The organism is Micromonospora sp. NPDC007230, assembly GCF_042869115.1.
Taxonomy (GTDB): Bacteria; Actinomycetota; Actinomycetes; order Mycobacteriales; family Micromonosporaceae; genus Micromonospora.
Genome location: NZ_JBIAFE010000007.1, coordinates 103,679 through 128,923, shown reverse-complemented (window position 1 = coordinate 128,923; position 25,245 = coordinate 103,679). Strand labels below are relative to the sequence as shown.

Below are 25,245 nucleotides of genomic sequence, written 5' to 3'. Positions count from 1 at the left end.
TCGCCGACCCCGGGTCGGCCGGGTCAGGCGGCGGGGGCGGACCCGGCGGGCGGCGGCTCGCCCGGGTCGCGGGCGTAGCGCAGCATCAGCACCCCGTCCTCGGCGGCCAGCACGTGGCGCAGCGGCAGGTGGCGTGCGGTGCTGCCGGCCCCGGCGGTGATCCGGCCCGGGCCGGCGCCGGCGAGCAGCGGCGCGACGGTGAGGCAGAGTTCGTCGACCAGGTCGGCCGCGGTGAGCGCGCCGAACAGGTACGGACCGCCTTCGCAGAGCAGTTGGCCGAGCCCTCGGCGGCGCAGCTCGGCCAGGCCGGCGGCGAGGTCGACCCGCTCCTGGCCGCACCGCACCAGCTCCGCCACGTCGGTGAGCCCGGGTGGCGGCTCGGCGGCGGCCCGGGTGAGCACCAGCGGCCGGACCGGCGCGTCGGCGAAGGCCGCCTGGGCCGGGTCCAGGTCGAGCGAGCCGGAGACCACCACCAGGGTCGGATATTCGGCCAGGCCGTGCTCCCGGCGCCAGGCCCGGCGCGCCTGGTCGAGCCGGACCGCCCGGTAGCCCTCGTGGCGCAGCGTGCCGGCGGCCACCACCAGCCCGTCGCAGAGCATCCGCAGCAGCCCGAAGACCCGCTTGTCCGGCTCTCCGGAGAGCCCGGCCGAGAACCCGTCGAGCGAAACCGCCCCGTCGGCGCTGGCCACGAAGTTCACCCGCAGGTGGGGTCGGGCGGCGCGGCCGTAGAGGGCGGTCAGTTCCGGGTCGGTCAGCGGCCCGGTCGCGGGTGCCGGCCAGACCCGCGAAATCGACATCCCGACGGTCATTCGCCGGCCGGACCGGTGACCGGAGGGGTGGGTTCGGGGGTACGGTGCTGGCAGTCGCACCACTTCCGGCCAGGACACTCGTCGTGCCGCCGCTCCCGGCAGGCTCGGCAGATCATGCTGGCAGCCTATGCCGAGGAAGGATGGGACAGCATGCCGCGTCAGATCTTCCAGCTGAAGGTCTCCCTCGCCGGGGTCCGGCCGCCGGTGTGGCGGCGGGTGCAGGTTCCCGGCGGTTACACCCTGGACCGGCTGCATCGGGTGGTGCAGCACGCGATGGGCTGGCGCGACTGCCACCTGCACTCGTTCGAGATCGACGGCTGCCAGTACGGCGAACCCGACCCGGACGGCGATCTGGCGTTCCGCGACGAGTTGGACGTCCGGCTGGACGAGGTGCTGGGCAAGGGCAGCCGGTTCCGCTACACCTACGACTTCGGTGACTGGTGGGAGCACGACCTGGTGGTGGAGGACTCCTGCACCGCCGACCCGGACGAGCGTTACCCGTCCTGCCTGGAGGGGGAGCGGGCCTGCCCGCCGGAGAACGTGGGCGGCCCGTCCGGGTACGCCGTCCTGCTGGCCGCGCTCGCCGACCCGGCCCACCCCGAGCACGAGGCGATGCGGGACTGGGTCGCCGACGGGTTCGACCCGGACTCGTTCGACGCCGCCCGGGCCACCACCCTGCTGCGCCGCTTCTGCTGACCCGCTGACCGCGCGGCGGCCAGGGGCCCGTCCCGGTTTGCCGCACCCTCGACCGGCTCGGTGGAGCCGTCGCCGGTAACAATCTGGGAACGCTCCCACAGCCCTGTTGACACCCCTGAAGCGCATCGGCAAGCTCATGGGAGCGCTCCCGGCGACGTGTCCCAAGCCACATCGCTCGTCGCGGCGGCGCCCCGGAACCGGAACAACCCCACCACCTGACCCGTCCTGCGGACGGGCGGCGCGGGTCAACAACCACCACACGAGATACCCACCTGAGAGGGGTCAGGGATGAGCGTCATCAGGCGCCGGCTCCGAACTGTCGCGGTCGCCGCGCTCGCCGCGGGCGTGGCTCTCGGCAGCACGGCGTGCAGCAAGAAGAGCGAGGACGAGGGGTCGACCGGCGGCCAGGTCAAGCTGGTCCTGCAGACCTTCCAGAACTTCGGCTATGACCAGGCCATCAAGGACTTCGAGGCGGCCAACCCGAACATCAAGGTCGAGCACCAGAAGATGGGCGAGTTGCGCGACTTCCAGCCGAAGCTGGTGCAGTGGCTCGCCGCGGGCAGCGGCGCCGGCGACGTGGTCGGTCTTGAGGAGGGCGTCCTGCTCGGGTACGTCCAGAACCACGACAAGTTCGCCAACCTGCTCGATCTGGGCGCCGGTGAGCTGAAGGCCAACTTCCCCGAGTGGAAGTGGAACAACGCCCTGACGCCGGACGGCAAGAAGCTGATCGGCCTCGGCACCGACGTCGGCGGCCTGGCCATGTGCTATCGCAAGGACCTGTTCCAGCAGGCCGGCCTGCCCACGGACCGGGACGAGGTCGCCAAGCGGATCAGCACCTGGCCGGACTACATCGCGCTGGGCAAGGAGTTCAAGGCCAGCGGCAAGGTCAAGGCGGCCTGGCTGGACAGCGCGACCAGCCTGATGCAGCCGTACGTCATGCAGAACTCGGAGACCTTCTTCTTCGACAAGGACAACAAGTTCATCGGCGACACCAACCCGGTGATCAAGCAGACCTGGGACCTGGGCCTGCAGATGGCCGCCGACGGGCTGACCGCCAAGGCGCAGCGGTGGAGCGCCGACTGGGACGCCGCTTTCAAGAACTCCGCGTTCGCCACCCTCCCCTGCCCGGCCTGGATGACCGAGGGCGTCATCGCCCAGCGCTCGGGCCCGGCGAACGCCGGCAAGTGGGACATCGCCACGATCCCCGGCGGGGGCGGTAACTGGGGTGGTTCCTACCTCGCCATCCCGGCCCAGACCAAGCACCCGAAGGAGGCGTACCTGCTGGCCAAGTACCTGACCAGCAAGGAGGGGCACCTGGCGGCGTTCAAGGAGGCGGGCGCCATGCCGTCCGACATCGCCGGCCTCGAGGACCCGGCGTTCAAGGACAAGACGAGCGACTACTTCAGCGGCGCGCCCACGGGCCAGATCTTCGGTGCGAGCGTCAAGAACATGAAGCCGATCTTCCTCGGCGCCAAGCACCAGCAGATCTGGGAGACCATCGTCGAGCCGCAGATGCAGGCGGCCGAGCGCGGCCAGCTCAGTTCGGAAGCCGCCTGGAAGAAGGCGATGGACGAGGCCAGGAAGGCGGCCAGCTGAGTCGCCGGTGACCCGCCGAGCCCGCGGGCGTCCAGGGCCCGCGGACCGGTGGCGGCCCACACCCGGCCCGGGTGTGGGCGCCGCCGCGAGGTCACCAACGCCCAACTCCCCGGAAGGACCCGCAATGCGTTCCACTGTCGGCGCGGTGCCACCGTCGCGTGCCGCCTCGCCACCCCCGCCCGCCCCGCCGCGCCGGCGCCCGTCGTACCGGCTCGGCCGTTGGGACATCACCTACTCGCCGTACCTCTACATCGCCCCGTTCTTCGTCCTCTTCGGGATCTTCGGCCTCTTCCCGGTCCTCTACACCGCCTACGTCTCGCTCTTCGACTACGAGTTGCTCAGCGGCACCAAGGAGTTCGCGGGGGAGAACTACCGGGTGCTGATGGCGGACGCCCAGTTCTGGAACGCGGCCTACAACACCGTCGGGATCTTCCTCCTCAGCACCGTGCCGCAGCTCATCGTGGCGCTGATCATCGCCAACCTGCTGAACCGGCAGATGCGGGCCCGCACGTTGCTGCGGATGGGCATTCTCATCCCCAACATCACCTCGGTGGCCGCGGTCGGGATCATCTTCGCGCTGATCTTCGCGGACCGGTACGGCCTGATCAACTGGCTGCTCGGCACCGTGGGCGTCGATCCGATCGCCTGGCGGGACAACCGCTACGCCTCCTGGTTCGCGGTCGCCTTCATGGTCGACTGGCGGTGGACCGGCTACAACGCGCTGATCTACCTCGGCGCCATGCAGGCCATCCCGAAGGACCTGTACGAGTCGGCCGCGTTGGACGGTGCCTCGGCCTGGCGGCAGTTCTGGGCGATCACCGTGCCGCTGATTCGGCCGACGATCCTCTTCACGGTCATCATCTCCACCATCGGTGGCTTCCAGATCTTCACCGAGCCCCTGATGTACGGGTTCGGCCTGGTCCGCGGTGGCGCCGACCACCAGTTCCAGACCCTGGCCATGTACATCTACGAGCGGACCTTCACCGGCAACGCCGAGTACGGGTACGGCTCGGCGATGTCCTGGTTGCTCTTCATGATGATCATCATCTTCGCGCTGATCAACTTTGCGCTCGTACGCCGGTCGGTGAAGGGGGAGCAGAAGTGACCACCGCACAGACCCTTCCCCGGTCGGTGGCCCCACCACCGCCGGCCCCGCGACGCCGCCGGCGCACCCCCGGCGTACAGCTCTGGCAGGCCAGCCCGCTGACCTACCTCGCGCTGATCATCGGCTGCGTGTTGTCGATCTTCCCGATCATCTGGTCGTTCATCATCGCCTCCCGGGACAACAGCGCGGTCTACGAGATGCCGCCGAGCCCCGGCGACCAGTTGTTCGCCAACATCGACCGGATGCTCGCCAACGAGGACGCTTCGTTCGTCTACGGTCTGGTCAACTCGGCCGTCGTGTCGAGCGTGGTCACCATCTCGGTGATCTTCTTCTCCAGCCTGGCCGGCTTCGCCTTCGCGAAGCTCAGGTTCCGGGGCAGCAACGCGCTGCTACTGGTCATCATCCTGACCATGATGGTGCCGACCCAGCTCGGCGTCATCCCGCTCTACCTGATGATGGTGGATCTCGGGTGGACGGGCACCCTGCAGGCGGTCATCGTGCCGTTCCTGGTGCAGGGCTTCGGGGTGTTCATGATGCGCCAGTACGCGATGTCCGCGATCAGCGACGAGCTGATCGAGGCGGCCCGGCTCGACGGCTGCTCCACCTGGCGGATCTACTGGAACGTGGTGCTGCCCGCGCTGCGGCCGGCGGCGGCGGTGCTCGGCCTGCTCACCTTCATGCAGACCTGGAACGAGTTCCTCTGGCCGTTCATCGTGCTCACCCCGGACACCCCGACGGTGCAATACTCCCTGAAGATCCTCTCGTCCGGGCCGTACCAGACGGACTACGTGGCCCTGTTCGCCGGCACCGCGCTGGCGACCCTGCCGCTGTTGGTCGTGTTCATCATCTTCGGCCGCCAGATCATCGGCGGAATCATGGAAGGCGCCGTCAAGTCGTGAGCAACCCAGCCAGCCCACCCGCCGTCGGGCTCCTCGACCAGGGTCCGGAACGCACCTTCCCGCCCGGCTTCCTGTGGGGTGCGGCGACCGCGGCGTACCAGATCGAGGGGGCGGCGGCCGAGGGCGGCCGGACCCCGTCGATCTGGGACACCTTCAGCCACACCGAGGGCCGGACGGTGGCCGGGCACACCGGTGACGTGGCCTGCGACCACTACCACCGGATGCCCGCGGACGTACGGCTGATGGCCGACCTGGGCCTGAAGTCGTACCGGTTCTCGATCTCCTGGCCGCGGGTCCAACCAGGCGGCGCCGGACCGGCCAACCAGGCGGGACTGGACTTCTACCGGCGGCTGGTCGACGAGTTGCTGGCCCACGGCATCGAGCCGTGGCTCACCCTCTACCACTGGGACCTGCCCCAGCCACTGGAGGACGCCGGCGGCTGGCCGGCCCGCGACACCGCCGGCCGGTTCGCCGACTACACCCGGCTCGTCGCCGACGCGCTCGGCGACCGGGTGCGATACTTCACCACCCTCAACGAGCCGTGGTGCTCGGCGTTCCTCGGCTACGGCTCCGGCGTGCACGCGCCCGGCCGCTCCGATGGGGCGGACGCGGTCCGGGCCGGGCACCACCTCATGCTCGGGCACGGGCTGGCCGTCCAGGCGGTGCGGGCGGCCCGGCCGGAGGCGCAGCTCGGCATCACGCTCAACCTCTACCCGGTGACCCCGGCCACCGACTCGCCCGCGGACGCCGACGCCGCCCGCCGCATCGACGGGCTGGCCAACCGGTTCTTCCTCGACCCGGTGCTGCGCGGGGCGTACCCGGCGGACCTGCAGGCCGACCTGCGCCAGGTCACCGACTTCGGGCACGTGCGCGACGGCGACCTGGGGATCATCTCGGCGCCGCTGGACGTGGTGGGCGTCAACTACTACAGCCGGTACGTGGTCGCCGCACCGGTCCCCGGGGCCGGGGCGGAGGCCTACTGGCGGGCGCCGTCCTGCTGGCCCGGCAGTGCGGACGTCCGGTTCGTCACCCGGGGGGTGCCGGTGACCGACATGGACTGGGAGATCGACGCCCCGGGCCTGGTGGAGACCCTGGAACGCGTCCACCGGGACTACACCGACCTGCCGCTGTACGTCACCGAGAACGGCTCCGCGTTCGTCGACGCGGTGATCGACGGCCGGGTGGACGACCCGGACCGGCTGGCGTACTTCGACGCGCACCTGCGCGCCGCGCACGCCGCGATCGGCGCCGGGGTGCCGCTGAAGGGGTATTTCGCCTGGTCGCTGCTGGACAACTTCGAGTGGGCCTGGGGCTACACCAAGCGCTTCGGGATGGTGTACGTCGACTACGACAGCCAGGCCCGGATCCCCAAGTCCAGCGCCAGGTGGTACGCCGAGGTGATCCGACGTAACGGCCTGGCCGCACAATAGGGCGGAAGGCCAGCCAGTAACGGGCGGCCCGGCACCGACGCCCAAGCAGGTGCCGGGTCCGTCCGACGTCGGAGGTGCAGACGATGACAACGCAGCGCACGCGGTCGCTCGGGCGCCCGACCCTGGACGCGGTCGCCGCCCGCGCCGGCGTGGGGCGCGGCACGGTCTCTCGCGTGGTCAACGGCTCGCCCCAGGTCAGCCCCGAGGCCCGGGCCGCCGTCCAAGCGGCGATCGCCGAGTTGGGGTACGTGCCCAACCGCGCCGCCCGGGCGCTGGTGACCCAGCGGACCGACTCGGTGGCTCTGGTGGTCTCCGAGTCGGGGGAGCGGGTCTTCACCGAGCCGTTCTTCGCCGGCATCGTCCGGGGCGTCAGCTCCGCGCTGCTGGAGACCCCGATGCAGCTCTGGCTGGCCATGGCGCAGTCCCAGATCGAGCGGGAACGGGTCGAGCACCACCTGACCAACCAGCACGTGGACGGCGTGCTGCTGCTCTCCCTGCACGACGCCGACCCGCTGCCCACCCTGCTGGAGGAGCGCGGCCTGCCCACCGTGCTCGGCGGCCGGCCGGCCCGGATGCTGCACCCGAACGCCCAGCCGGCCTGGTTCGTCGACGTGGACAACGTCGGCGGTGCCCGGCAGGCGGTGGAGCACCTGTTCGAACGAGGGCGGCGGCGGGTCGCCACCATCGCCGGCCCCCAGGACATGGGCGCCGGCCTGGCCCGGCTGACCGGCTACCGGGAGGCCGTCCAGGCCGCCGGCGGCGCGGTGAACCCGGACCTGATCGCGTACGGCGACTTCAGCGAGGGCAGCGGCACGGCCTGCATGCGCCGGCTGCTGGAGGTCTGCCCGGACCTGGACGCGGTCTTCGTCGCCTCCGACCTGATGGCCTTCGGCGCCCTGCGGGCGCTCCGTGAGGCCGGCCGCCGGGTGCCCGAGGACGTGGCGGTGATCGGCTTCGACGACGCCCCGATCGCCCGGCAGGCCGAGCCGCCGCTGACCACGGTCTTCCAGCCGGTGGAGGAGATGGGCCGGCAGATGGCCCGCCTGCTGGTCTCCCGCATCCGTGGCGAGGAGGTGTCCCCGCACGTCCTCCTCGACACCAAGCTCATCCACCGCGCCTCCGCCTGACCTCCAGCCTCGATCGGGCCGCCCGCCCCCGGCGCGTTGACCATGAGGTTAGCGGTGTGAATTGCCCCGGTTCGTCCCGGCCAACCTCATGATCAAGCCCGAGGTTGGCGGGGGTGGGGTCAGGACCAGCGGCGGAGTTCGCGTTTGGCCAGGGATGCCTTGTGGACCTCGTCGGGGCCGTCGGCCAGGCGGAGGGTGCGGGCCTGCGCCCACAGGGCGGCGAGCGGGGTGTCCTGGCTGACGCCGGCCCCGCCGTACGCCTGGACGGCCTTGTCGATCACCCACTCGGCCATCGCCGGCGTGGCGATCTTGATGGCCTGGATCTCGGTGTGCGCGCCCTTGTTGCCGACGGTGTCCATCAGCCAGGCGGTCTTGAGCACCAGCAGCCGGGCCTGCTCGATGCGCACCCGGGACTCGGCGATCCATTCCCGGACCACGCCCTGCTCGGCGAGGGGCCGGCCGAACGCGACCCGGTCCAGCGCCCGCCGGCAGAGCAACTCCAGGGCCCGCTCGGCCATCCCGATCAGCCGCATGCAGTGGTGGATCCGCCCCGGGCCGAGCCGGGCCTGGGCGATGGCGAAGCCGCCGCCCTCGGCGCCGACCAGGTTCTCCGCCGGCACCCGTACGTCGGAGAAGTCGATCTCGGCGTGGCCGCCGTGCGGGGCGTCGGTGTAGCCGAACACGGTCATGCCCCGGCGTACGGTCACGCCCGGGGTGTCCCGGGGGACCAGGATCATGCTCTGCTGGCGGTGCCGCTCGGCGCCCGGGTCGGTCTTGCCCATCACGATGAGGATCTCGCAGCGCGGGTTCATCGCCCCGGACGACCACCACTTGCGGCCGTTGACGACAAAGGTGTCACCGTCCCGGGTGATCCGGGTGGCGATGTTGGTGGCGTCGGAGGAGGCCACCTCCGGCTCGGTCATGCAGAACGCGGAGCGGATCTCCCCCGCCAGCAGGGGCTTCAGCCAGCGGTCCCGCTGGGCAGCGGAGCCGAACTCGGCGAGCAGCTCCATGTTGCCGGTGTCCGGGGCGGCGCAGTTCAGCGCCTCCGGGGCCAGGTGCGGGCTGCGCCCGGTCAGCTCGGCGAGCGGGGCGTACTGGAGGTTGGTCAGGCCGGCGCCGTACCGGGAATCGGGGAGGAAGAGGTTCCACAGGCCCCGCGAACGGGCCTCGGCCTTCAGCTCGGCCATGATTGGCGGGCGCGCCCACGGGTCGCCGGCGGCGGCGACCTGCTCGGCGTGCACCGGCTCGGCCGGGTACACGCACTCGGCGAGGAAGGCTGCCAGCCGGTCGCGCAGCTCGACCGTACGGGCGTCGTACGCGAAGTCCATCACTTGCCCCTGACCGCGTGCAGACCGTGCTCGACCAGCGGCGCCACCAGCTCGCCGATCCGGTCGAAGCCGCCGCCGAGCGTCTGCCCGAGGGTGTGCCGGTAGTGGATGCCCTCGCAGATCACCGCGAGCTTGAAGCAGCCGAGCGCCACGTGCCAGTGCAGCGGGCCGACGTCGATGTCGCCGCGGCCGGCGTACCGGTCGATCAGCTCGGCTCCGGTGGGAAAGCCGGCGCGCGGGCCGAGGCCGTCGGCGACCGGGTTGCCGTCGGCGGCGTCGCTGTCGCCGAGCACGTCCCAGTAGGTCAGCAGCAGCCCCAGGTCGGCCAGCGGGTCGCCGAGGGTGGCCATCTCCCAGTCGAGCACCGCCCGGACGGCGACCGGGTCGACCGCGGCGAGGAGATTGTCCAGCCGGTAGTCGCCGTGCACGATCCGGCCGGCGTTCGCGCCCTCCGGCACGCTGCCGGCGAGCGCGTCGCGCAGCTCGTCGATGCCGGGCAGCGGGCGGCTGCGGGACCGGTCGAGCTGGCCGGCCCAGCGGCGTACCTGCCGGGCCAGGTAGCCGTCGGGGCGGCCGAAGTCGGCCAACCCGACCGCGGCCGGCTCGACCGTGTGCAGCGCGGCGAGGGTGTCCATCATCGCCATGGCCAGGTCGCGCCGCTGCCCGGCGGTGAGCGGGTCGGTCTGCGACCGGCTCCGGTAGACCTCCCCGTCGACCTTCTCCATCAGGTAGAACGGCGCGCCGATCACCGTGTCGTCGGGGCAGAGCAGCAGCACGGCGGGGACCGGCACCTCGGTGGGGGCGAGCGCGGCGATCACCCGGTGCTCCCGGGCCATGTCGTGCGCGGTGGCCAGCACGTGCCCGAGCGGCGGGCGGCGCAGCACCAACTCCCGGTCGCCGCCGCGCAGCAGGTAGGTCAGGTTGGACTTGCCCCCGGCGATCAGCCGCGCGGTCAGCGGCCCGGCCACCAGCTCGGGCCGGTGCGCCGCCAGGTACGCGGCGAGTCGTTCGAGGTCGAGCCCCCCGGGGGCCGAACCGGTCGAGGGTGCGTCGACGGCCGGATCGGTCATCCGACCAGTTGATGGCAGCTCAGCTTTCTTGTCAAGGTCGGATTTTCCCGGCGGGACATGGCGCTGCAACCAGGGCGAAATGGTCAACCGGCAGGCTGGAGCCCAGCCTGCCGGCCGTCTCGGCCGGCCCGCCGAGCGGAGGGATCAGACATGCTGCTGAGAGTTCGGGTGACCCTGCCGGACCGGCCCGGCACGCTCGGCCAGGTGGCCCGCACACTCGGCGTGTCCGGGGCCGACATCGTGCAGGTGGTGGTGCTGGAACGGCTCGGCGGCCGGGCGGTGGACGACTTCACCGTGGTGTGGCCGGGCGCGGCGCGGGTGGAACGCCTCCTGGCTGGGCTGGCCGCCATCCCCGGCGTGCACGTGGACGGGGTGTGGCGGGCGATCGGCGCGCCGACCACCAGCGGCCAGGACGCCGAGTTGCTCGCCCAGATCGCGGCGAACCCGACCGACGGGATCGCCACCCTGGTCGACGCGGTGCCGGGGCTGCTCGCCGCGGACTGGGCGGTGGCCGCGGTCGTACCGCTGGACTGGGCCTCCCGCGGCGGCGCGGGTGAGGCCACCGTCGGGCACGCGAGCTGGCGGACGCCGACCCCGCCCCGGCTGCCGGAGGTGACCCCGCTGCGGGCCCGGGCGATGTCCGGCCCGGACGGCCGGCACCACGCGGTCGCCCCGTTCGGGCGCGCCGGCCTGGTGCTGGTGGTGGCGCGGGACCACACCGAGCCGCTCACCGCCCCGGCGTTCCACGCCACCGAGGTGGACCGGCTCGCCCAACTGGTCCGCGCCAGCGCGGTGATCCTCGGCGACCGGCTCGATCTGGTCGGCGCGCCGTCGGTGACCAGCGTCACGTGACGGGTGCCCGCCGCGTCACCGCCGGGCAACGGACCCGCAACAGCGGCGCGGCAGGGTCTGGTGGTGGGGAAAGGAGCAGACATGGCGCTGTGGCGGATCCGAGCCACCGTCGAGGACCGGCCGGGATACCTGTCGGTGCTCACGGCGAGCCTCGCGTTGCGCGGGGTCAACATCCTCACCGTGCAGGTGCACACCACCGAGGTGGGCGCGGTCGACGACTTCCTGGTCGACGCGCCCGACCAGCTCACCGAGGCCGACCTGCGGGCGGCCGTCGAGCGGGGACGCGGCCGGGACTGCTGGGTGGCGCGCAGCGAGGCGCGCGGGCTGGCCGACCAGCCCACCCGGGTGCTCGGCCTGGCCACCCGGCTGGCCCGCGACCCGGAGGCGGCCGGCGAGGCGCTGCGTGCCCTGCTCGGCGCCGACTCGGTGGCCTGGCGGCCGACGCCGACCGGCCCGCCCGGCGGGGTGGGCGCGGCGACGATGCTGCTGGCCGACCCGTCGGGCGGGTCGTACGAGCTGCGCCGCCGCGAGCCGAGCTTCACCCCGGCCGAGTACGCCCGGGCCCAGGCGCTGGTGGAGCTCGCCGCCACGGTCGCCCGGCGCGACGCCGACCGGGTGACCCTGGTGCTGCCCGACTCGGCCGAGGTGCTGGTCCGGCCGGCCACCGCGGACGACCTGCCAGGGGTGCTGGAGCTGCACGAGACCTGCTCGGCGCGGAGCCGGCAGCGGCGCTACCTGAGCGGTGCCGCACGGCCGTCACCGGCCCGGTTGCGGCGGCTGCTGGAGCCGGCCGGCGGGCTCACCCTGGTCGCCACGGCCGACTCCGACGGGGAGGCGGAGCCGGTCGTGGCGCTGGCCAACCTGCTCGGCGAGGGGGACGAGGCGGAGGTGGCGCTGCTGGTCCGGGACGACTGGCAGCGGCGCGGCCTGGGCTCGGCCCTACTGCGGCGGCTGCTCGGGCACGCCGAGCGCGTCGGCTACGCCGCCGTGCTGCTGCACGTGCACGCCGCGAACACCCCGATGCTGCGCGCCGTACGCCGGCTGGAGCGGCCGACCTCGGTGGACCGGGACGGCAGCGTACTGACCGTGACGGTGCCGCTGCGGGCGCGCCGGGCCGAGGTGCCCCGGCCGGCCGACGCGGCCGTACGACGGTCGCCCTGACTGGACGGTCGCCCGCCGCGCCAGGTGCCGCAACGGCGCGGTACGCCGACGTCGGGCGGGTGACCGGTACCGGCGCCGACCTGGCGCCACCTGGCCGACCTCCGGTGCGGGGGACGGTGACCCGGGCAGGGCCCCCGGTTCGGGGGCCCTGCCCGGGTCGTCAGGTCGTCGGGTAGCTGCTGTAGTCGGGGAAGTTGCCGTAGAGCCGGCCGTCGCCGCCCACGGTGACCGCCTGTACGAGCAGGTCCCCGCCGACGAACGCGCCCTTCCAGGACGCGCCCCGGCCGCCGAACGGCTCCTCCCGGTCGCCGCGCGAGCGGGGCTTGTTGATGCCCACCTTGAACGCCTGCAGGTCGACGGCGAGCTTGCCGGCCAGCTCCTCGTCGTCGCAGGCGAGGGAGGCGACCAGCGCGCCGTTGGAGGCGTTCATCTGGGCCAGCAGCTCGTCGGTGGTGTCCACCACGACGATGGTGTCGACCGGGCCGAAGGGCTCGGCGTGCATCAGCCGGGACCGCCCCGGCGGGGCGAGCAGCACGGCCGGCGCCACGTACGCGGAGGTGTCCTGCCCGTCGAGGAAGGGCGCCCCGTCGAGCTTGCCCCGGTGCAGCGGCACGGCGCCGCCGCGTACCGCCTCGTCGACCTTGCGGCGCAGCTCCTCCGCCTTGGCGGCGCTGATCAGCGGGCCGAAGTCCAGCTCGGGCAGCGGGTCGCCGGCCGACCAGTCGGCACCGACGGCGAGCGGGTGTCCGAAGCGTACGGAGCGGACGACCGGCAGGTACATGTCGAGGAACTCGTCGACCAGGTCCCGCTGGACCACGAACCGCGGGTACGCGGTGCAGCGCTGCTTGCCGTATTCGAAGCCCTTCTTCAGGTGCGCGGCGAGCAGGTCCCACTGGGAGAAGTTCCAGATGCCCCAGGCGTTGAGGCCCTCCTGCTCGATGAAGTGCCGCTTGTCGGAGTCCAGCAGCGCCGCGGCCACCTTGCCGCCGTTGGACCGGCCGCCGACGAACGCCACCGCGCCGATCTCCGGGGCGCGCACCAGGACCTCGGAGAGTTCCTCGCCGCTGCCGGAGACCAGGGTGGCGGGCAGCCCGGCGCGGCGCATCAGGGCGTGCGCCACGGTGAGGCAGACCGCGCCGCCCTGGGACGGCGTCTTGGCGATCACCGCGTTGCCGGCGAGCAGCTGCACCAGTTCGGCGTGCACCAGCACGCTCATCGGGTAGTTCCAGGAGGCGATGTTGCTGACCGGGCCGGGCAGCGGTTCGCGGCCGTCGGCGAGCATCCGGTCGATCTCCTGCACGTACCAGCGCACGCCGTCCAGGGCGCGGTCGACGTCGGCGCAGGCCAGCCGCCACGGCTTGCCGATCTCCCAGACCAGCAGCATGGCGAGCAGGTCACGGTGGGCGGTGAGCGCGTCGAGGGCCTCGGTGACCCGGGCCTTGCGGTCGGCGAGCGGGGTCCGGGCCCAGCCCCGGTGGGCGGTGGCGGCGTGCGCGACGGCCCGGCGCGCCGCGTCGGCGTCGAGCCGGGCCAGGTTCACCAGGACGGTGTTGTCGACGGGGGTGCGCACCGGAGTCGGCGCGCCGACCGCCTGCCATCCGCCTTCGATCAGGTTGTGCAGGGTGGCGCTGCCGTCCGGCGTGGTGCCGAAGGCTTCCGGCGCGGCGGCCACCGCGCGGGCGAGGGTGTCGGACCAGGAGGTGCCGTCGGCGAGTCTGAGAGCCATCGCGATCTCCTCAGGGTTGTCCAGGGAGCGGCGGCGTCGATGGCACCGCTGGTGAGGCGTACTGTCCCGCGCGGTCGAGCGCGCGGGCAACCGTACGCTCGTATGCCAGGACGCCGGGTCCACCGGTTGGCGCCGGCTGCGGCCGCCACGCACTGGCGCCCACCTGGGAATACGTGGACATTCCATCAATGGCGATCGATTATGTGATCCACGTCGGGCGGCTGTCGGCCGGGTGTCCGTCAATGCCCGCCAGGGTTCAGCCGCGCAGCGCCACGATCGCGCCGGTCCCACAATGACGGAACCGGCCGCCGGACGGAGGTCCGACGGCCGGTTCCCAGGTGGCGCGGAGGTCAGCTGGTGAAGGTGACCTTGTCCCGGCGACGACGCATGGTCATCAGCACGACGCCGCCGCCGATGAGCAGAACGCCGGTGAGCGCGATGCTGGTCGCGGCCACGCCGGTGAGCGGCAGACCACCCTCGCTGCCACCGCCGGCACCGCCACCCACCGAGGTGCTCGGCGACGGGGTCTCCGAGGGAGCACCCGATTCACCCGGCGGGGTCGGGGTCGGGGTCTCGCCGACCGGCGGGGTCGGGGTCGGGGTCTCCTCGACCGGCGGGGTGGGGGTCGGGGTCTCCTCGACCGGCGGGGTCGGGGTCGGGGTCTCCTCGACCGGCGGCGTGGTGGGCGGCGTCTCGCCACCGGTGCCGGCGCAGGTGTGGGTCAGGTTGAACTTGTCCTGCGGTACCTGCCCGTGGATGGTCGACTCGCCGCTCTCCAGCTTCCAGCCGGCCGGCGTGGCGAACCAGACCTTCTTGGCGCCGTTGTCGGTCGTGAAGTGACCCTCGGCGAGCGTCTTGAAGGTGTCGGCGGTGCCGTCGTTGTCGGTGTCCCAGCCGATGTTCACCGCGTCGACGCTCTCGACGCCGTTGCCGGGCCAGATGAAGACCCAGATGTCCTCGCCGGCTGCCTGCTGCTCCGCGCCGGCGCACTCGCCGAAGCCCTGGTTGAAGCCCCCGGCTGAGGCCAGGATGTGCTGGCCGGCCTGACGCAGGGTGGGGTTGGTGACGGTGGCCGACGCCCAAGCCGGGGTGGCCAGTGCGAGGCAGGCCGCGGCCGCGGACGCGGTCACAGCCGCGCGCGCCACGTGCCGACGCTGTGGCATGAGGAATCCTCCGAGATGGGGAGAGGTGACGGCACATGATCGCACGCCGGCCCGGAACCGGCGACATCGGACGTTCGGCCTGAGCTGCAAGACCACTTCGGGCGCGTGTCGAGGTAACGCGGATCGAGGCTCCGGCGCAGGACCAGCCACCGCTCCCAGCCACCGATTTCGGACACCTGCCGTTCGTGTTCGAACGGTAAGCGCCCAAGATTCGGGGCAACCTGGGGTACGTGTTGCTGACGGTGGGGCACGGGGCGGCCGACCGGGAGCGGTTGGGGGAACTGCTGACCGGCGCGGGGATCGCCCTCGTGGTGGACGTCCGGCGGTACCCGGCCAGCCGGACCAACCCGGACGTCCGACGGGAGGCGCTCGAGCGCTGGCTGCCGGAGCGGGGCATCGCCTACCGCTGGGAGCCCCGCCTCGGCGGTCGCCGGCACGTGCGCGCCGGGGAACCGGAGCCGGACACCTGGTGGACGGTCGCCGCGTTCCGGGCGTACGCCGCCTACACCCGGACGCCGGAGTTCGACGCGGCGCTGGACGAGGTGCTGGCCGACGCGGCCCGGCGGACGACGGCGGTGATGTGCAGCGAGAGCGTCTGGTGGCGCTGCCACCGGCGGCTCATCGCCGACGTGGCGGCACTCGGTCGGGGGGTGCCGGTGCGGCACCTCATGCCGGACGGCCGGCTCAGTCCGCACCGCCCCGCGGCGGGTGCCCGCCGCCTACCCGACGGCCACCTGGTCTGGGACGGCTGACTCAGTCGGGCAGTTCGTGGGCGAGGAGGTCCATGAGGAGACCGTCGTGCCAGCGCCCGTCCGCGCCGCGCTCGTACCGCCGCATGATGCCCACCGGGCGGAAGCCCACCTTCGCGTACGCGCGGATCGCCGCCGTGTTCGCCGCCGCCGGGTCGATGGTGAACCGATGATGGCCGTATTCGTCGACCAGGTGCCGGGTCAGGGTGCGGATGGCGTCCCCGCCGAGGCCGGCACCGCGTACCGCCGGGTCGAGGAAGATGTCCAGGCTGGCGTGGCGGTAGTCGGGGTCCGTCTCGGCGTACCACTGGATGGCGCCGACCACCCGGCCGTCGTGCTCGATGGCATACACGGTCAGGTCGTCGTCGGCCAGGTCGGCGCGGACCGCCTCGGCGAGGTCGTCGCCGCCGCGCCACCAGCGCCTCACCTCGGGGGTGGCGCGGATCGCGGCGAGGGCGGGCACGTCGGCGTCCGTCGCCGGTCGTAACGTCACCGCCCGCCCCTGCAGCACGTCAGCCCCGGCTCTCGCCGTGTTCGACGCAGACCGCCGACCAGCCGGTCGGCACGACCTGCACCTTCATCCGGCGGCGGCAGTGGGCGCAGTAGCGCGGCGGCTCCAGCTCGCGCGCCGCCTGGCAGGCCGCGTGCGCGCCGGCGTCGGCCGGCTCACCACAGCGGTCGCACCAGCGCCGCGCCGTCGCGGGCTCGACAAGCTCGGTCACGTCGTCCTCACCGGGTGGGTCTCTACAGGGTCGCCGACAGCGCCTTGACCGGCATCTTCAGCTCGTCCAGCAGCTTCAGGTCGTCGGTCGCCGACCGGCCCAGCGTGGTCAGGTAGTTGCCGACGATGACCGCGTTGATGCCGCCGAGCAGGCCGTCCCGGGTGCCCAGGTCGCCGAGGGTGAGCTCCCGGCCGCCCGCGTACCGGAGGATGGTGCGCGGCATGGCCAGCCGGAACGCGGCGATGGCCCGCAGTGCGTCCTTGCCCTCCACCACCGGACGGTCGCCGAGCGGGGTGCCGGGGCGGGGGTTGAGGAAGTTGAGCGGGACCTCGTGCGGGTCCAGCTCGGCGAGCTGCGCGGCGAACTCGGCCCGCTGCTCCACCGACTCGCCGAGGCCGAGGATGCCGCCGCAGCAGACCTCCATGCCGGACTCGCGGACCATCTTCAAGGTCTCCCAGCGCTCCTCCCAGGAGTGCGTGGTGACCACGTTCGGGAAGTAGGAGCGGCAGGTCTCCAGGTTGTGGTTGTAGCGGTGCACGCCCATCTCGACCAGCTCGTCGACCTGCTCCTGGGTGAGCATGCCCAGCGAGGCGGCGACCTGGATGTCCACCTCCGCCTTGATGGCGGCCACGCCCTCGCGCATCTGCTTCATCAACCGGGCGTCCGGGCCGCGCACCGCGGCCACGATGCAGAACTCGGTCGCCCCGGTCGCCGCGGTCTGCTTCGCCGCCTCGACCAGCGCCGGGATGTCCAGCCAGACCGAGCGGACCGGCGAGGTGAACAGTCCGGACTGGGAGCAGAAGTGGCAGTCCTCGGGGCAGCCGCCGGTCTTCAGCGAGACGATGCCCTCGACCTCGACCTCCGGGCCGCACCAGCGCATCCGTACCTCGTGGGCGAGTTGGAGCGCGGCGGGCAGGTGCTCGTCGGGCAGGTTCAGCACGGCGAGGACACCGGCCTCGTCGAGGCCGACGCCGTTCTCCAGCACCCGGGTGCGGGCCTGGTCGAGGATCTCTGGCATGGCTCGTACCCTACAAGGCCGGTGGTCGGGGAGAAATCGGCTCCGCGTCCGGGCTGACCAGCGCGTCAACCAGCAGCGCCCGGGCCGGCGGTGGCAGGCTCGGGTCGGCGGCGGCCAGCGACAGAGCAACTTCGACCCCGCGGCGCAGCAGTGCGGCCATCCGGCGCGTCGGATTTCTCATCCGAGGAGCATCGAAGCTGAAGCGAGGTTGAAGTCAACCGCGGAGCGGATCCGCCGGGGCCGCCGAGCCGGGTGGTAATTTCGCCCGGCGGAAGCGCCCGAGGGGCGACGAACGGCGGGAAGGGGCGGGACGGTGGCGGACTGGCTGGCGGCGCTCGACCGCCGCGCCGAGCTGCGGGCCAAGGCGGGGCTCACCCGTACGCTGCGCCCGCGCGCGGCCGACGACGCGGTGGTCGACCTGGCCGGCAACGACTACCTCGGCCTGGCCACCCACCCGGAGGTCACCGCCGCCGCCGCGGCGGCGCTGACCGCGTACGGGCTGGGGGCCACCGGGTCCCGGCTGGTGCGCGGCTCCACCGACCTGCACCACGCGCTGGAGGACGCGCTGGCCGACTGGCTCGGCGCCGACCGGGCGCTGGTCTTCTCCTCCGGCTACCTGGCCAACCTCGCCGCCGTCCGGGGCCTGGTGCAGCCGCGTACGCTGCTCGTCTCCGACGCCCACAACCACGCCTCGCTGATCGACGGGTGCCGGATCTCCGGCGCAGAGACCGTGGTGACCCCGCACGCTGACGTCGACGCGGTGGCCGCTGCGCTGGCCGCCGCCCCGGGCCGGCCCGCAGTGGTGGTCACCGAGTCGGTCTTCTCGGTCGACGGCGACCTCGCCCCACTGGCCGCGCTGCACACCGTCGCCCGCCGGTACGGTGCCCTGCTGCTGGTCGACGACGCGCACGCGCTCGGCGTCACCGGTCCGGCCGGGGCCGGCGGGGTGGTCGCGGCGGGGCTGGCCGGCGAGCCCGATGTGGTGGTGACCGCCACCCTCTCCAAGGCGCTCGGGGGCGCGGGCGGCGTGGTGGCCGGGCCGGCGGAGTTCGTCCGGCACCTAGTGGAGACCGGCCGCACCTTCATCTTCGACACCGCGCTGCCCCCGGCGGTCGCGGCCGGCGTGCTGGCCGCGGTGCGGCTGGCCCGGGCCGGCGACGAACTGCGCGCCGAGCTCGCCGAGCGGGCCGCCCTCGCGGTACGCCGGCTGGGCGGGGCCGGGCTGGAGGTCTCCGCGCCCGACGCGGCGGTGGTGTCGGTGACCGCGCCCGGCCCGGAGGCGGCGACCGCGTGGGCGGCCGACTGCCGGGACCGGGGCGTGGCGGTGGGCTGCTTCCGGCCGCCGTCCACGCCGGACAGCCGCTCCCGGCTCCGCCTGACCATCGGCGCCGGGGTGGCGCGGGCGGACTTCGGCCGGGCCCTGGACGTCATCGTGGAGTGTGCACCGTGAGCGCGAGGAGTGAGCCGGTTTTGCGAGCCCCGCAGTCGCGAACGAAGAGTGGCACCGTGAGCGCGAGGAGTGAGCCGGGCTTGCGAGCCCCGCAGTCGCGAACGAAGAGTGGCACCGTGAGCGCGAGGAGTGAGCCGGTCTTGCGAGCCCCGCAGTCGCGAACAGAGGTGGCCTCATGACGAATGGTTGGACCGGGCCGGTGCTGGTGACCGGGACGGACACCGAGGTGGGCAAGACGGTGGTGACCGCGGCGATCGCGACCGCCGCGCAGGCCGCCGGGCTGCGGGTGGCGGTGGTCAAGCCCGGCCAGACCGGCACGGCCACCGGTGAGCCCGGCGACGTGGACTCGGTGACCCGGCTGGCCGCCCCGCTCACCGGCCGGACCCTGGCCAGCTATCCGGACCCGCTCGCCCCGCTGGCCGCGGCCCGGGTCGCCGAGCTGCCGCCGCTGGAGCTCTACACCGCCGTCGACGCGATCCGCGAGGAGACCGACAAGCACGATCTGGTGCTCGTGGAGGGGGCCGGCGGGCTGCTCGTACCGATGGGGCTGCGGCCGTCGGGTGAGCCCTGGACGGTGGCCGACCTGGCGGTTTCGCTGGGCGCGCCGGCCGTGGTGGTGGCCCGCGCCGGGCTCGGCACGCTGAACCACACCGCACTCACCCTGGAGGCGCTGGACCGCCGGGCGGTCCCCGCCGGAGTGGTCATCGGGGCCTGGCCGGCCGAGCCGGAGCTGGTGCACTGGCTCAACCTGTCCGACGTGGTGCCTAACCTGCTGGGGGCGGTGCCGATGGGCGCCGGCGCAATGGACCCGGGGGTGTTCCGCCGGTCCGCCCCGGGCTGGCTCACCCCCGCCCTGTACGGGGTGCTCGACGACTGGCGGGCCTGGGCCGAGGACGCGAGCTGACCACCTGACTTTCGTCGGTGCCCGGCCCGGCCGGCCGTCGGTACCGTGGCCGCCGTGGAACTGCGCTGGTGGTGGGCGGGACGCCCGGACCCCGACCGCGGGCCGACCGGCCGGCGGTGGCTCGGCGACCTGCTGCTGTGGGCCGCGGTGTCGGCGCCGGTGGCGTACGCCGGGGTCACCCCGCCCTATCCCCGGTACGCGGTGCCGCTGCTGGTCGGGTCGCTGGCGCTGCTCGCCCTCGCGGTGGCGCTCGGCCGGCGGCTGCCCCTGGCGGCGTTGGTGGCGGTGGTGTTCGGCTCGCTGCTCGACGGCAACTTCGTCTTCGCCATCCCGGTGTTCAGCTTTCTCGCGGGGCGGCGCAGCACCGGCACGGGGCGGCCGGCAGCGGTCTTCGGCGCCATCGCGGTCGGCGGGAGCGCGCTCAACCTCGGGCTGCTCGGCACCGAGCCGGAGACCTGGTTCCTGCTGGCCTCGGTGCTGCTCTTCGCCGGGGTGTTCCCCTGGCTGATCGGGCGGCACCGGCGGCAGCAGCGGGCGCTGGCGCAGGCGCAGCGGCGGCATGCCGAGGCGGAGGAGCGTGAGCGGCGCAGCGCGGTCGACCGGATCCGGCTGCGGGAACGGGCCCGGATCGCCCAGGAGATGCACGACTCGCTGGGCCACGACCTGAGCCTGATCGCGTTGCGCGCCGCCGGGCTGGAGGTGGCATCCGACCTGCCCCCCGCGCACCGGGCCGCGGCCGGGGAACTGCGCGTCAGCGTGGCCGCGGCCACCGAGCGGCTGCGCGAGATCATCGGCGTGCTCCGGGAGGATCGGCCGGGCTCGCTGCGACCGGCCGGCGAGACCGTGGCGGAGCTGGTGGACGGGGCCCGCGACGCCGGGATGACGGTCGCGCTGCGGGCCGCCGGGGAGGTCGGCGCGCTGCCTCCGCTGGCCGCGCACACCGTCCATCGGGTGGTGCGCGAGGCGCTGACCAACGCCGCCCGGTACGCGCCCCGCGCCGCGGTGGCCGTCACCGTCGAGCGGACCGGCGACGAGGTGGTGGTCGGCGTGGTGAACGCGGCACCGCCGGCCGGCCCGCTGCCGGGGCCGGCGTCCGACGGCAGCGGTCTGCTCGCCCTGCGCGAGCGGGTCCGCCTCGCCGGCGGGGCGCTCGACGCGGGCCCCCGGGACGGCGGCTTCCAGGTGTCCGCACGGCTGCCGCTGACCGCCGACGCGACGGCCGGCGCGGACACCCGGCCCCCGGCCGCGGAGCCCGACGATGCGGCGCCCGGAGCAGGCGGTGTGGCGTGCCGGACCGACGGCGGGCCGGACGCGAGCGGCCCCGGCCGAGCGTCGGGCGAGCAATCCGGGGAGGCGGCACGGCGGCTGCGGGACGCCCGCCGCCGGGTGCGGCGCAGCCTGCTGATGGCGTTCGGCGCGCCGGCCGTTCTCGGGCTCGTGCTCGCCCTGGTCTACTACCCGCTCGCCACGGCGGGTGCCGTGCTCGATCGGGCCGGGTACGAGCGACTGCGGGTCGGCGATCCACGGGACGGACTCGGGTTGCCCCGCCGGCAGGCGGCCCCGCCGACGGCGGACGACGACCCCGGGGCATGTGAGTACTACACCGACGGCAACTTCCCCTTCGCGGAGCCGACCTGGCGGCTCTGCTTCTCCGACGGCCGGCTGGTCAGCAAGGAGCGGATCGCGCAGTGACCGACGACCACGGGCACCCCCTGCGGGTGGTGCTCGCCGACGACGAGGCGATGGTCCGCGCCGGGGTGCGCGCCATCCTGGCCGCCGACCCGGCGATCGAGGTGGTCGGCGAGGCCGGCGACGGCCACGCGGCCGTGGAGCTGGTCCGCGCCCGCCGGCCCCGGGTGGCGCTGCTGGACATCCGGATGCCCAGGTGGGACGGGATCAGCGCGGCGGCGGAGATCCGCCGGCTGGTGCCGGAGACCGCCACGCTCATGCTGACCACCTTCGGTGAGGACGACCTGATCGCCCGGGCGCTCGGCCAGGGGGCGAGCGGGTTCCTGCTCAAGTCGGGTGATCCCCGGGAGTTGCTCGCCGCGATCCGGGCGGTGGCCGACGGTGGGGCGTATCTGTCGCCCCGGGTGGCGCGCCGGGTGATCGAGCTGAGCGGCGGGCGGATGGCGCGGGGGCCGCAGGCCCGGGACCGCCTCGCCGGGCTGACCGACCGGGAGCGGGAGGTGTTGGCCCTGGTCGGGGCGGGACTGTCCAACGCCGAGATCGGCCGCCGGCTGCACCTCGTCGAGGGCACCGTGAAGAGCTACCTGACCAGCATCTTCACCAGACTGGACGTACGCAACCGGGTGCAGGCGGCGATCCTCGCGTACGAGGCGGGGCTGGTGCCGCCGGCCGGTTGACCAGCCCCGCCCTCGCTCACGCGTCCCGGCGGCCCAGCGCGTACCGGCCGAGCAGCAGCGCGGCCACCGCCCAGCCGGCGAGCAGCAGCAGCCCCACCGCGGCCGGGTACGGCTCGGTGTCCCCGGCCAGGAAGTGGCTGCCGGCGACGCCCGGGAAGCCGTCGGCGATCCGGGTCAGCACGGTGATCCCCGGTTCCTGCAGCGACAGCGGCACGATCATCAGCAGGGCGAAGAGCACGGTCAGGGTGAGCACCGCGCCGCGCAGCGCCGCCGCCAGCCCGAGCGCCAGCACGCCGACCAGCGCGAGGTACGCGGCCGAGGCGGCCACGTCGCCGAGGGTTCCGCCGAGCGGGGCGCGACCCCACTCGCCCAGCACCGGCCGGGCGACCGCCGCGCCGACGCCGCCGAGCAGCAGCCCGACCAGGAACGTCACGACGCCGACCACGACCGCCTTGGCCAGCAGCATCCGGCTGCGGGACGGGGTGCAGCGCAGTGTCGTGCGGATGGTGCCGGTGGCGTACTCGCTGGTGACGGCGAACAGCCCGAGGGCGAGGACGACGTACTGGGTGAGTTCCAGCGAGCCGGTCACGATGTCGCCGACCGGCAGGATGCCCGGGTTGACTGTCGGGTCGTCGTCGGTGTTGGCGTTGACGGCGTAGATGGCCAGCTGGGCAGCGGTGGCCGCCATGGTCAGCGCCGCCGCCAGCAGCGTCCACCAGGTGGACCGGACGGACCACAGCTTGGTCCACTCGGCGGCGACGGCACCGGCGAACGGGCCGGTCGTCGGGGCGGTCCGGGACGCCGGCCGGGCGGTCGGCGGGACGGTGGGCAGGGTGGTCATCGGGCCTCGTTTCCGGCCGGGCCGGCGGCGTACTCGACGCTGTCGGCGGTGAGTTCCAGGAACGCCTCCTCCAGCGAGGCGGCCACCGGGGTCAGCTCGTGCAGCCGCACCCCCAGCTCGTACGCCAGGTCACCGACCCGGTCGACGGAGGCGCCGGTGACGGTCAGGCCGTCCGTGTCGTACGCGGTCACGGTCGCCCGCTCGGCGGTCAGCCGGGCGCCCAGCGCCGCCAGGCCGGCCGGTTCGGGGCCGCGTACCCGGACCGACGCGGCCGGGCCGGCGGCGATCAGCTCGGCCAGCGGCGCGTCGGCGACGAGTCGACCCTTGCCGAGCACGATGACCCGGTCGGCGGTCTGCTGCATCTCGCTCATCAGGTGGCTGGAGAGCAGGACGGTCCGTCCCTCGTCGGCGAGGGTCCGGGTGAGCCGGCGGATCCACCGCACCCCGTCCGGATCGAGGCCGTTGACCGGCTCGTCGAGCAGCAGCACGGGCGGGTCGCCGAGCAGTGCGCCGGCGATCCCGAGCCGTTGGCCCATGCCCAGCGACAGTGCCCGCCCCGGCTTGTCGGCGGCGCGCCCGTCCAGCCCGACCAGGTCGAGCACCTCGGCCACCCGGCGGGCCGGGATGCCGTTACTGCGGGCCATCGCCCGCAGGTGGGACCGGCCGGAGCGGGTCGGGTGGATGCCGGTGGCGTCCAGCAGCGCGCCCACCTCGTGCAGTGGGTGCCGCAGTTCCCGGTACGGCCGGCCGTTGACCAGGGCCGCACCGGCGGTCGGCCGGTCCAGCCCGAGGACCATCCGCATGGTGGTGGACTTGCCCGCGCCGTTGGGGCCGAGGAAGCCGGTCACCTGCCCCGGTCCGATGTCGACGGTCAGGCCGTCGACCACGGTCGCCGTCCCGAACCGTTTCGTCAACCCACGTAGTGTGATCATGCTCCGACGCTAGGCAACGGGCGGGTGGCGGCACCGCTGCCGATCGGCGTCGACCTACCCTGACTTTCGTCAGGTCCGGACCCGCTGCCTCGGGCGGCTCAGGCCCGGGCTCGCACCCTCGGGCGGCTCAGGCCCGGCGCACCACGAACGCGTCCGGTATCCGGAAGGTGAGGTTGTCGGGGCACCACGGCGGGCGGACCACGGTCACCCCGTCGAGCAGCGGCGCCGCCTCGGCGACCACCACCGCCGCCTCCATCCGGGCCAGCTGCGCCCCCACGCAGCGGTGCGCCCCGGCCCCGAAGGCGAGGTGCCGCCGGGAGCCGCGCTGCCCCGGCCGGAACTCGTCCGGCGCGGCGACCACCTCCGGGTCCCGGCCGGCCCGGGCCAGCCAGGCGACGATGCTGGTGCCGGCCGCGACGGGCGTGGCGCCCAGCGTGGTGTCCACCGCCGCCACCCGTCGCCAGGTGACGATCGGCGGCTCCAGGCGGAGCGCCTCCTCGACCACGTCGGCGACCGGGATCTCACCGGCGCGCAGCCCGGCGCGGACCGACGGTTCGTCGGTCAGCCGGTGCAGCAGCAGGGTGAGGAACTGCGAGGTGGTCTCCTGGCCGGCGACCAGCAGGAAGAAGAGCGCGCCGACGACCACGTCGGGGGAGTGCCCGGCGTCGCGTAGCCGGGCGGCCAGCCCGCCACCGGTCGCGGCGAACGCCCGCAGCACGGTGTGGAACCGGCCGACCTCGGCGGCGAGCGCGAGCTGCCGGTCCTCAGCCAGCGGGGCCCAGAACAGCTCCAGGGCGGCCCGGGCGAAGTCCTTGACCGCGCCGACCGGGGCGTCCGGCAGCTCCACCAGGCGGGCCAGCACCAGCAGCGGCAGGTCGGCGGCGAGTTCCGCGTACAGGTCGACCTGCTCGCCCGCGGCGAGGGCGGTGGCGAGCCGGGCCACCCGCCGCCGGACCAGGTCGGTCAGCCAGGGCTGCTGCGCGGCCACCCGGGTGGGGTGCAGCGCGTCGGCGACGATGCCGCGAATCTCCGGGTGGCTGGCCCCCGAGTTGTTGGCCAGGGTCGGGGGGAGCCGGAACCGGTGGCCGGCGAGGACCCGCAGGGCGGCCACCGGGATCGGGGTCACCGCGTCGAGGGCGTTGTCCGGCCGGAACGTCGCCGGGTCGGTGAGCAGCTGCCGGACCAGGGCGTGCCGGGTCACCACCAGATGCGGCACGCCGACGTGGTCGAGAACCGTGGCCACGTCGGGCCACCGGCCCTCGACGGACTCCCAGCCCCGGAACAGCACGGGCGTCACG

General features: G+C 73.8%; 25 protein-coding genes. 13 read left to right on the top strand and 12 right to left on the bottom strand.

The features are described from left to right. Nucleotides 1-23 precede the first annotated feature (23 nt). The gene (locus ACFYML_RS12515) at nt 24-809 is read right to left on the bottom strand and encodes a pyrimidine reductase family protein (protein ID WP_387420673.1); all 786 of its coding nucleotides are present in this window, start codon (nt 807-809) and stop codon (nt 24-26) included. Between the two features lie 150 nt (nt 810-959). On the opposite strand from ACFYML_RS12515, the gene ACFYML_RS12510 reads away from it, so the two are divergent. The 6 genes from ACFYML_RS12510 (at nt 960) to ACFYML_RS12485 (ending at nt 7,662) form a co-directional block, all read left to right on the top strand. Next, nucleotides 960-1,505 carry a plasmid pRiA4b ORF-3 family protein gene (locus tag ACFYML_RS12510; RefSeq protein ID WP_387420672.1) on the top strand — a complete coding sequence of 182 codons (546 nt, stop codon included), beginning with the start codon at nt 960-962 and terminating at the stop codon, nt 1,503-1,505. A 288-nt stretch (nt 1,506-1,793) separates the two neighbouring features. After that, nucleotides 1,794-3,101, top strand: coding sequence for an extracellular solute-binding protein (locus ACFYML_RS12505; protein ID WP_387420671.1), 1,308 nt, complete (start codon nt 1,794-1,796; stop codon nt 3,099-3,101). Nucleotides 3,102-3,225: 124 nt separating this feature from the next. After that, entirely contained in the window at nt 3,226-4,206 is a 981-nt protein-coding gene (locus ACFYML_RS12500; protein WP_387420670.1) for a carbohydrate ABC transporter permease, read from the top strand. A gap of 26 nt (nt 4,207-4,232) precedes the next feature. Next, nucleotides 4,233-5,105, top strand: a complete 873-nt coding sequence (locus ACFYML_RS12495) for a carbohydrate ABC transporter permease (protein WP_387420807.1) — start codon at nt 4,233-4,235, stop codon at nt 5,103-5,105. Next, a complete protein-coding gene (locus ACFYML_RS12490) occupies nt 5,102-6,535 on the top strand; it encodes a GH1 family beta-glucosidase (protein WP_387420669.1) in 1,434 nt (477 codons plus the stop codon). Before ACFYML_RS12495 ends, ACFYML_RS12490 begins: the two co-directional genes overlap by 4 nt. A gap of 83 nt (nt 6,536-6,618) precedes the next feature. After that, nucleotides 6,619-7,662, top strand: a complete 1,044-nt coding sequence (locus ACFYML_RS12485; RefSeq protein ID WP_357433250.1) for a LacI family DNA-binding transcriptional regulator — start codon at nt 6,619-6,621, stop codon at nt 7,660-7,662. A 119-nt stretch (nt 7,663-7,781) separates the two neighbouring features. On the opposite strand, the gene ACFYML_RS12480 is transcribed toward ACFYML_RS12485, so the two are convergent. Beyond that, nucleotides 7,782-8,993 carry an acyl-CoA dehydrogenase family protein gene (locus ACFYML_RS12480; RefSeq protein ID WP_387420667.1) on the bottom strand — a complete coding sequence of 404 codons (1,212 nt, stop codon included), beginning with the start codon at nt 8,991-8,993 and terminating at the stop codon, nt 7,782-7,784. Beyond that, the gene (locus ACFYML_RS12475) at nt 8,993-10,063 is read right to left on the bottom strand and encodes a phosphotransferase family protein (RefSeq protein ID WP_387420666.1); all 1,071 of its coding nucleotides are present in this window, start codon (nt 10,061-10,063) and stop codon (nt 8,993-8,995) included. Before ACFYML_RS12475 ends, ACFYML_RS12480 begins: the two co-directional genes overlap by 1 nt. A 150-nt stretch (nt 10,064-10,213) precedes the next feature. On the opposite strand from ACFYML_RS12475, the gene ACFYML_RS12470 reads away from it, so the two are divergent. Continuing rightward, nucleotides 10,214-10,915, top strand: coding sequence for an amino acid-binding protein (locus ACFYML_RS12470; RefSeq protein WP_387420665.1), 702 nt, complete (start codon nt 10,214-10,216; stop codon nt 10,913-10,915). Nucleotides 10,916-10,996: 81 nt separating this feature from the next. Next, nucleotides 10,997-12,076: a GNAT family N-acetyltransferase gene (locus ACFYML_RS12465; protein WP_387420664.1), complete on the top strand. Its 1,080-nt coding sequence runs from the start codon at nt 10,997-10,999 to the stop codon at nt 12,074-12,076. Nucleotides 12,077-12,236: 160 nt separating this feature from the next. Here the strand turns inward: ACFYML_RS12465 and ACFYML_RS12460 are convergent, their stop codons facing one another. Continuing rightward, the gene (locus tag ACFYML_RS12460) at nt 12,237-13,802 is read right to left on the bottom strand and encodes an aldehyde dehydrogenase family protein (protein WP_387420663.1); all 1,566 of its coding nucleotides are present in this window, start codon (nt 13,800-13,802) and stop codon (nt 12,237-12,239) included. 350 nt (nt 13,803-14,152) lie between these two features. Next, the gene (locus tag ACFYML_RS12455; RefSeq protein ID WP_387420662.1) at nt 14,153-14,965 is read right to left on the bottom strand and encodes an LPXTG cell wall anchor domain-containing protein; all 813 of its coding nucleotides are present in this window, start codon (nt 14,963-14,965) and stop codon (nt 14,153-14,155) included. A gap of 230 nt (nt 14,966-15,195) precedes the next feature. Here ACFYML_RS12455 and ACFYML_RS12450 point away from each other — a divergent pair, with 230 nt between their 5' ends. Beyond that, nucleotides 15,196-15,717 carry a DUF488 family protein gene (locus ACFYML_RS12450; protein WP_387420661.1) on the top strand — a complete coding sequence of 174 codons (522 nt, stop codon included), beginning with the start codon at nt 15,196-15,198 and terminating at the stop codon, nt 15,715-15,717. A gap of 1 nt (nt 15,718) precedes the next feature. Here the strand turns inward: ACFYML_RS12450 and ACFYML_RS12445 are convergent, their stop codons facing one another. From ACFYML_RS12445 to ACFYML_RS12430, 4 genes are read right to left on the bottom strand one after another with little or no spacing between them, the layout of a single operon-like run. Then, nucleotides 15,719-16,225, bottom strand: coding sequence for a GNAT family protein (locus ACFYML_RS12445; RefSeq protein ID WP_357433231.1), 507 nt, complete (start codon nt 16,223-16,225; stop codon nt 15,719-15,721). 1 nt (nt 16,226) lies between these two features. After that, nucleotides 16,227-16,436, bottom strand: a complete 210-nt coding sequence (locus ACFYML_RS12440) for a hypothetical protein (protein WP_073836389.1) — start codon at nt 16,434-16,436, stop codon at nt 16,227-16,229. A gap of 22 nt (nt 16,437-16,458) precedes the next feature. Beyond that, a complete protein-coding gene (gene bioB, locus ACFYML_RS12435) occupies nt 16,459-17,454 on the bottom strand; it encodes a biotin synthase BioB (RefSeq protein ID WP_387420659.1) in 996 nt (331 codons plus the stop codon). A gap of 10 nt (nt 17,455-17,464) precedes the next feature. Continuing rightward, nucleotides 17,465-17,635, bottom strand: coding sequence for a hypothetical protein (locus ACFYML_RS12430; protein WP_387420658.1), 171 nt, complete (start codon nt 17,633-17,635; stop codon nt 17,465-17,467). 132 nt (nt 17,636-17,767) lie between these two features. On the opposite strand from ACFYML_RS12430, the gene ACFYML_RS12425 reads away from it, so the two are divergent. The 4 genes from ACFYML_RS12425 to ACFYML_RS12410 all read left to right on the top strand — a co-directional run bounded on the left by ACFYML_RS12425 (nt 17,768) and on the right by ACFYML_RS12410 (nt 22,174). After that, nucleotides 17,768-18,904 carry an 8-amino-7-oxononanoate synthase gene (locus tag ACFYML_RS12425; RefSeq protein ID WP_387420657.1) on the top strand — a complete coding sequence of 379 codons (1,137 nt, stop codon included), beginning with the start codon at nt 17,768-17,770 and terminating at the stop codon, nt 18,902-18,904. Nucleotides 18,905-19,079: 175 nt separating this feature from the next. Beyond that, nucleotides 19,080-19,808: a dethiobiotin synthase gene (gene bioD / locus ACFYML_RS12420; RefSeq protein ID WP_387420656.1), complete on the top strand. Its 729-nt coding sequence runs from the start codon at nt 19,080-19,082 to the stop codon at nt 19,806-19,808. 54 nt (nt 19,809-19,862) lie between these two features. Further along, nucleotides 19,863-21,500 (top strand): sensor histidine kinase, encoded by a 1,638-nt coding sequence (locus tag ACFYML_RS12415; protein ID WP_387420655.1) that lies wholly within the window; start codon nt 19,863-19,865, stop codon nt 21,498-21,500. Next, complete coding sequence (locus ACFYML_RS12410; protein ID WP_387420654.1) at nt 21,497-22,174, top strand: response regulator; 678 nt, start codon at nt 21,497-21,499, stop codon at nt 22,172-22,174. The genes ACFYML_RS12415 and ACFYML_RS12410 overlap by 4 nt, the downstream gene beginning before the upstream one ends. A gap of 16 nt (nt 22,175-22,190) precedes the next feature. Here the strand turns inward: ACFYML_RS12410 and ACFYML_RS12405 are convergent, their stop codons facing one another. The 3 genes from ACFYML_RS12405 to ACFYML_RS12395 form a co-directional block, all read right to left on the bottom strand. Next, a complete protein-coding gene (locus ACFYML_RS12405; protein WP_387420653.1) occupies nt 22,191-23,015 on the bottom strand; it encodes an ABC transporter permease in 825 nt (274 codons plus the stop codon). Continuing rightward, nucleotides 23,012-23,947: an ABC transporter ATP-binding protein gene (locus tag ACFYML_RS12400; protein WP_387420652.1), complete on the bottom strand. Its 936-nt coding sequence runs from the start codon at nt 23,945-23,947 to the stop codon at nt 23,012-23,014. Before ACFYML_RS12400 ends, ACFYML_RS12405 begins: the two co-directional genes overlap by 4 nt. A 127-nt stretch (nt 23,948-24,074) precedes the next feature. Next, nucleotides 24,075-25,244 carry a cytochrome P450 gene (locus ACFYML_RS12395; RefSeq protein ID WP_387420651.1) on the bottom strand — a complete coding sequence of 390 codons (1,170 nt, stop codon included), beginning with the start codon at nt 25,242-25,244 and terminating at the stop codon, nt 24,075-24,077. Nucleotide 25,245 lies beyond the last annotated feature (1 nt).

What these genes read in the sequence shown, in the direction of transcription:
- ACFYML_RS12515 (WP_387420673.1), bottom strand. Translation starts at nt 809, where the DNA reads ATGACCGTCGGGATGTCGATTTCGCGGGTCTGGCCGGCACCCGCGACC.
- ACFYML_RS12510 (WP_387420672.1), top strand. Translation starts at nt 960, where the DNA reads ATGCCGCGTCAGATCTTCCAGCTGAAGGTCTCCCTCGCCGGGGTCCGG.
- ACFYML_RS12505 (WP_387420671.1), top strand. Translation starts at nt 1,794, where the DNA reads ATGAGCGTCATCAGGCGCCGGCTCCGAACTGTCGCGGTCGCCGCGCTC.
- ACFYML_RS12500 (WP_387420670.1), top strand. Translation starts at nt 3,226, where the DNA reads ATGCGTTCCACTGTCGGCGCGGTGCCACCGTCGCGTGCCGCCTCGCCA.
- ACFYML_RS12485 (WP_357433250.1), top strand. Translation starts at nt 6,619, where the DNA reads ATGACAACGCAGCGCACGCGGTCGCTCGGGCGCCCGACCCTGGACGCG.
- ACFYML_RS12480 (WP_387420667.1), bottom strand. Translation starts at nt 8,993, where the DNA reads ATGGACTTCGCGTACGACGCCCGTACGGTCGAGCTGCGCGACCGGCTG.
- ACFYML_RS12475 (WP_387420666.1), bottom strand. Translation starts at nt 10,063, where the DNA reads ATGACCGATCCGGCCGTCGACGCACCCTCGACCGGTTCGGCCCCCGGG.
- ACFYML_RS12470 (WP_387420665.1), top strand. Translation starts at nt 10,214, where the DNA reads ATGCTGCTGAGAGTTCGGGTGACCCTGCCGGACCGGCCCGGCACGCTC.
- ACFYML_RS12465 (WP_387420664.1), top strand. Translation starts at nt 10,997, where the DNA reads ATGGCGCTGTGGCGGATCCGAGCCACCGTCGAGGACCGGCCGGGATAC.
- ACFYML_RS12460 (WP_387420663.1), bottom strand. Translation starts at nt 13,802, where the DNA reads ATGGCTCTCAGACTCGCCGACGGCACCTCCTGGTCCGACACCCTCGCC.
- ACFYML_RS12455 (WP_387420662.1), bottom strand. Translation starts at nt 14,965, where the DNA reads ATGCCACAGCGTCGGCACGTGGCGCGCGCGGCTGTGACCGCGTCCGCG.
- bioB (WP_387420659.1), bottom strand. Translation starts at nt 17,454, where the DNA reads ATGCCAGAGATCCTCGACCAGGCCCGCACCCGGGTGCTGGAGAACGGC.
- ACFYML_RS12430 (WP_387420658.1), bottom strand. Translation starts at nt 17,635, where the DNA reads ATGAGAAATCCGACGCGCCGGATGGCCGCACTGCTGCGCCGCGGGGTC.
- bioD (WP_387420656.1), top strand. Translation starts at nt 19,080, where the DNA reads ATGACGAATGGTTGGACCGGGCCGGTGCTGGTGACCGGGACGGACACC.
- ACFYML_RS12405 (WP_387420653.1), bottom strand. Translation starts at nt 23,015, where the DNA reads ATGACCACCCTGCCCACCGTCCCGCCGACCGCCCGGCCGGCGTCCCGG.
- ACFYML_RS12400 (WP_387420652.1), bottom strand. Translation starts at nt 23,947, where the DNA reads ATGATCACACTACGTGGGTTGACGAAACGGTTCGGGACGGCGACCGTG.